This is a genomic window from Methylobacterium sp. WL116, from assembly GCF_008039455.1.
Classification (GTDB): Bacteria; Pseudomonadota; Alphaproteobacteria; order Rhizobiales; family Beijerinckiaceae; genus Methylobacterium.
On sequence record NZ_VRUV01000606.1, the window covers coordinates 1 to 2,516 of the forward strand.

The 2,516-nt window shown below is 72.6% G+C and carries 3 protein-coding genes; all 3 read left to right on the forward strand.

The window, feature by feature from the left end; translation table 11 throughout:
- Nucleotides 1-19: 19 nt before the first annotated feature.
- On the forward strand, nt 20-1,573 hold the full coding sequence (locus FV223_RS25165) for a peptide ABC transporter substrate-binding protein (protein ID WP_246689802.1): 1,554 nt from the start codon (nt 20-22) through the stop codon (nt 1,571-1,573).
- A 75-nt stretch (nt 1,574-1,648) separates the two neighbouring features.
- A complete protein-coding gene (locus tag FV223_RS25170) occupies nt 1,649-1,843 on the forward strand; it encodes a hypothetical protein (protein WP_147729510.1) in 195 nt (64 codons plus the stop codon).
- Nucleotides 1,844-1,886: 43 nt separating this feature from the next.
- Nucleotides 1,887-2,516 (forward strand): ABC transporter permease subunit (locus tag FV223_RS25175; protein WP_147729511.1); only part of this gene is annotated, 630 nt, incomplete at its 3' end.

The window sequence follows — 2,516 nt, forward strand, 5'->3', positions numbered from 1 at the left end:
GCTGACCGGCGCCGGCGCCCTGCTGCTCGGGGGCTCGGCCGGGGCCGGAGCGGCCCCGGAGGCCACGTATCGGCGCGGCAACGACGCCGATCCCGAGACCCTCGATCCGCATCGCTCCTCGACGGTGGCCGAGGCGCACATCCTGCGCGACCTCTACGACGGCCTTCTCACCTACGACAATCGCGGCGCCATCGTCCCCGGCGCGGCGGAATCCTGGCGCATCTCGGACGATGCGCTGACCTACACCTTCACCCTGCGCGAAGGCGGGCGCTGGTCGAACGGCGATCCGGTCGAGGCCGAGGCCTTCGTCTATTCCCTGCGCCGCATCCTCGCGCCGGAGACGGCGGCGAAGTACGCCGAGGTGCTGTTTCCGATCCGCAACGCGGCCGCTATCAACCGCGGCGCGATGCCGGCGACGGCGCTCGGCGTCGCGGCGCCGGACCCTCGCACGCTAACGATCGCGCTGGAGGCGCCGACCCCCTACCTCCTCGAATTGCTGACGCACCAGACCGCGCTGCCGGTGCACCGCCCCTCGGTCGAGCGCTTCGGCGACGGCTTCACCCGGCCGGGCAACCTGGTCTCGAACGGCCCCTATGCCCTGGCGGATTCGGTGCCGAACGACCGCATCGTGCTCAGGCGCAACCCGCATTTCCACGCGGCGGCCGAGGTCGCGATCGCGCAGGTCGCCTTCGTGCCGACGCCGGACCTCTCGAGCGCGGTGCGCCGCTACGATGCGGGCGAGCTCGATTCGCTGGCCGACCTGCCTGGCGACCAGATGGCGTCGCTCCGTCGCCGCTTCGGCGATCAGGTGGTGCTGGGACCCTCGCTCGGGCTCTACGCCCTGGCGGTGAACACGCGCAAGCCGCCCTTCGACGACGTCCGCGTCCGCCGCGCCCTCTCGCTGGCGCTCGACCGCGAATACCTCGCCGCGGCGTTGTGGGGCGGCACCATGAGCCCGGCCTACTCGCTGTGCCCGCCCGGCCTCGACAACTACCGGACGCCGCCGGAGACCGAGGGGCGCACCCGCCTCCCCATCGACAACGAGGACACGGCGAGGCGCCTGCTCACGGAAGCGGGCTTCGGGCCGGATCGGCCGCTGCGCGTCGAGTACCGCTTCAACACCAGCGACAACAACCGCAACACCGCCGTCGCCGTCGCCGAGATGTGGCGCGGCCTCGGGATCGAGACCCGGTTCGTCTACACCGACGCCAAGACCCACTTCGCCTACCTGCGCGACGGCGGCGACTTCGACGTCGCCCGCATGTCCTGGATCGCCGACTACTCGGACCCGCAGAACTTCCTGTTCCTGCTCACCACCGGCAACGACGGCATGAATCCCGGCCACTGGTCGAACGCCGCGTACGACGCCCTCCTGGCCGAGGCCGCCGCCGAGCGCGACCTCGCCGCCCGCGCCGACCTGCTGTCCCGCGCCGAGAGCCTCGCGATGCGTGACCTGCCTTGGATCCCGGTGATGCACACGCGCTCGAAGGCCCTGATCTCGCCGCGCCTGCACGGCTACGTGCCGAACCTGCGCAACGCCGCGCCGACGCGGTTTCTGCGGCTGGTGGGCTGAGCACGTGTCCCCGGCGCTTGTCTCGCCGGGGCGGGGGACCGATACAGGGCGGGACCATCGGCAGCGGAGCATTCCATGGACGACGTCGCACCGCCGGCGCCCGACCCGGCCCGCTCCAGGCGTCACCCGATCCTGCTCGGGGTCTTCGTGTTCGCGATGCTGTTCTTCGGCGATCTCTACCTCAACCACGGCACGAACCTCGCCGTCACGCTGCCGGCCTCGCTCGGGATCGGGATCTGGGCCGGGTATCGCGAAGCGCGACGGGCGTGAACGCTCCGACGCGGCATCGTCGCCTCCGACGCCCCGATCGCCCATGACCGGCTACGTCCTGCGCCGGCTGCTGCAGGCGGTCCCGACCCTGTTCGTGGTGATCGCGGCGAGCTTCTTCCTGATGCGGCTCGCGCCCGGCGGCCCGTTCGACCTGGAGCGGCCGCTGGCACCGGCGGCCATGGACAACCTGCGGCGGGTCTATGGGCTCGACCAGCCGCTGGCGGTGCAGTTCGGGCGCTACCTCGCCGCCCTGGCGCGGGGCGATCTTGGGCCGTCCTTCTCGTTTCGCGACCTCACCGTCGCGGACCTGTTCGCCCGCGGCCTGCCGGTCTCGATGATCCTGGGCGGCTTGGCGCTCGCCGTCTCGCTGATCCTCGGGGTCGGCCTCGGCGCGCTGGCGGCCTACCGCCGCGGCGGATGGCTCGACCGCCTCGTCGGGGCGGGCGCCTCCCTCGGCCTCTCGGTGCCGAGCTTCGTCGTCGCGCCGCTGTTGCAGATCGCCTTCGGCCTGTCGTTGCGCTGGCTGCCGGTGAGCGGCTGGGAGGGCGGCGCGCCGACGCATCTCGTGCTGCCGGTGATCACCCTGGCGCTGCCGCAGGCCGCGGGCATCGCCCGGCTCACCCGCGCGGCGATGGCGGAGGCGCTGCGCGCGCAGCACGTGCGGACGATGCGC